This window comes from Paralimibaculum aggregatum (genome assembly GCF_030270585.1).
GTDB classification, from domain to species: domain Bacteria; phylum Pseudomonadota; class Alphaproteobacteria; order Rhodobacterales; family Rhodobacteraceae; genus Thermohalobaculum; species Thermohalobaculum aggregatum.
The window spans coordinates 2,501-5,783 of the sequence record NZ_BSYI01000086.1; the positions used below are offsets into that span (position 1 = coordinate 2,501).

A 3,283-nucleotide genomic window follows, 5' to 3' on the forward strand; every position below is an offset into this window, starting at 1 on the left:
GTCGCGGGGGAGCAATCTTCCCGTGTGCGAGGCCGCCGCTGAGGGTCCCGGGGACGGAACGGCTGCACGGCCGTCTGTCTTCTGGACCGGATCAAGCGCATGAAGGGCGTTTGGTGGATGCCTTGGCGATAAGAGGCGATGAAGGACGTGGTACGCTGCGATAAGCTCCGGGGAGCCGCGAACAGGCTTTGATCCGGGGATTTCCGAATGGGGCAACCCACCTGATATCCGACTGTAGTCTGCCTTGCAGGCTTCAGCCGGGTAAACCAGGTACTCAGGATCTGAATACATAGGGTTTTGAGAGCGAACCCGGGGAACTGAAACATCTCAGTACCCGGAGGAAAGGACATCAACAGAGACTCCGCTAGTAGTGGCGAGCGAACGCGGACCAGGCCGTGTGGCGAAACAAGGCGAACCAGCTGGAATGCTGGGCGATATGGGTGACAGCCCCGTAGCCGCAAGATAGCCACCGTTAGAGTAGGGCGGGACACGTGAAATCCTGTCTGAACATGGGGGGACCACCCTCCAAGCCTAAGTACTCCTTATCGACCGATAGCGAACCAGTACCGTGAGGGAAAGGTGAAAAGCACCCCGACAAGGGGAGTGAAACAGACCTGAAACCGGACGCCTACAAACAGGGGGAGCGCAAGTGACCCCGTACCTTTTGTATAATGGGTCAGCGACTTAGTCTGGCGAGCGAGCTTAAGCCGAGAGGTGTAGGCGCAGCGAAAGCGAGTCTGAACAGGGCGTTCAGTTCGTCGGATTAGACCCGAAACCAGGTGATCTAGGCATGAGCAGGCTGAAGGTGCGGTAACACGCACTGAAGGGCCGAACCCACATCCGTTGAAAAGGATCGGGATGACTTGTGCCTAGGGGTGAAAGGCCAATCAAACCTGGAGATAGCTGGTTCTCCGCGAAATCTATTTAGGTAGAGCGTCGTGTATGGCTCTCGGGGGTAGAGCACTGGATGGGTAATGGGGCCCCACAGGCTTACTGATCCTAACCAAACTCCGAATACCGAGAAGTCGAGCACGGCAGACAGACGGCGGGTGCTAAGGTCCGTCGTCGAAAGGGAAACAGCCCTGACCGCCAGTTAAGGCCCCTAATTCGTGGCTAAGTGGGAAAGCATGTGAGACGGCCAAAACAACCAGGAGGTTGGCTTAGAAGCAGCCATCCTTTAAAGAAAGCGTAACAGCTCACTGGTCTAATCAAGCTGTCTTGCGGCGAAGATGTAACGGGGCTCAAGCCACGAGCCGAAACTGCGGATGCGAGAGCATGGTAGCGGAGCGTACCGTGACCGGATCCGAGGCCTGTTCTCTCCTGTCCATCCGGGCAGGGGATCGCAGGCATTGGATCCTTCTGTGAAGCCGGGCCGTGAGGCATCCGGTGGAGAGATCGGTAGCGAGAATGCTGACGTGAGTAGCGACAAAGGGAGTGAGAGACTCCCTCGCCGAAAGTCCAAGGGTTCCTGCTTAAAGCTAATCTGAGCAGGGTGAGCCGGCCCCTAAGGCGAGGCCGAAAGGCGTAGTCGATGGGAACTGGGTTAATATTCCCAGGCCAGGAGGAAGTGACGGATCGCGAGAGCTCGATGTCCTTATCGGATTGGACATCGTTGGTAGCGGTTCCAGGAAATAGCCCTCCATGAGACCGTACCCTAAACCGACACAGGTGGACAGGTAGAGCATACCAAGGCGCTTGAGAGAACTGCATTGAAGGAACTCGGCAAAATACCTCCGTAACTTCGGGAGAAGGAGGCCCGGGGCGCGAAGCCTCGGGGGCACAAACCAGGGGGTGGCGACTGTTTACTAAAAACACAGGGCTCTGCGAAGTCGCAAGACGACGTATAGGGTCTGACGCCTGCCCGGTGCCGGAAGGTTAAAAGGAGGTGTGCAAGCACCGAATTGAAGCCCCGGTAAACGGCGGCCGTAACTATAACGGTCCTAAGGTAGCGAAATTCCTTGTCGGGTAAGTTCCGACCTGCACGAATGGCGTAACGACTTCCCCGCTGTCTCCAATGCAGACTCAGCGAAATCGAATTCCCCGTGAAGATGCGGGGTTCCCGCGGTCAGACGGAAAGACCCCGTGCACCTTTACTACAGCTTCACACTGGCATCAGGCCTCTCATGTGCAGGATAGGTGGTAGGCTATGAAACCCGGGCGCCAGCTCGGCGGAGCCTCCCTTGAGATACCACCCTTGAGACGCTTGATGTCTAACCGCGGCCCGTTATCCGGGTCCGGGACCCTGTGTGGCGGGTAGTTTGACTGGGGCGGTCGCCTCCCAAATGGTAACGGAGGCGCGCGAAGGTGGGCTCAGGCCGGTCGGAAATCGGTCGCAGAGTGCAATGGCATAAGCCCGCCTGACTGCGAGACTGACAAGTCGAGCAGAGACGAAAGTCGGCCATAGTGATCCGGTGGTCCCGCGTGGAAGGGCCATCGCTCAACGGATAAAAGGTACGCCGGGGATAACAGGCTGATGATGCCCAAGAGTCCATATCGACGGCATCGTTTGGCACCTCGATGTCGGCTCATCACATCCTGGGGCTGGAGCAGGTCCCAAGGGTTCGGCTGTTCGCCGATTAAAGTGGTACGTGAGCTGGGTTTAGAACGTCGTGAGACAGTTCGGTCCCTATCTGCCGTGGGTGTCGGAGACTTGAGAGGAGCTGCCCCTAGTACGAGAGGACCGGGGTGGACGGACCACTGGTGGACCTGTTGTGGCGCCAGCCGCAGTGCAGGGTAGCTATGTCCGGACAGGATAACCGCTGAAGGCATCTAAGCGGGAAGCCCCCCTCAAAACAAGGTCTCCCCGAGAGCCGTGGAAGACCACCACGTCGATAGGCCGGAGATGTAAGCGCAGCAATGCGTTCAGTTGACCGGTACTAATCGCTCGATCGGCTGGATCCGGTCCGGAAGACAGACGGCCCGCGGGGCAGAACGCCCCGCCCGTCCTTCCGGCAACAGCCAATACCCTCAGACGGTCAGCGTCGTGTCATCGAGCTTCGGAACGCCTGCCGCATCGGGATCGACACCGCTCCCGGCGCGCAGGCCATGCCGAAGCCATTCCAGGTCCATGCCGGAACCGTCCGCCCCCGCCGGGGAGGCCGGTCCGGAGCGACCCGCCCGACCCTCCAAGCGCTCCCGCAACACCGAGCGCTTCGACGGTCTGGTGGCAATAGCGCGGAGAAAACACCCGATCCCATCCCGAACTCGGCCGTTAAGTCCCGCAGCGCCAATGGTACTGCGTCTCAAGACGTGGGAGAGTAGGTCACCGCCAGACCATTCAACA

General features: G+C 59.0%; 2 rRNA genes. Both read left to right on the forward strand.

Going from position 1 to position 3,283, the window contains the following annotated elements:
- The first annotated feature begins 89 nt into the window (after nucleotides 1-89).
- Nucleotides 90-2,901 (forward strand): 23S ribosomal RNA (locus QSJ97_RS24145).
- Nucleotides 2,902-3,159: 258 nt separating this feature from the next.
- Nucleotides 3,160-3,274, forward strand: a 5S ribosomal RNA gene (gene rrf / locus QSJ97_RS24150).
- The last annotated feature ends 9 nt before the right edge of the window (nucleotides 3,275-3,283 follow it).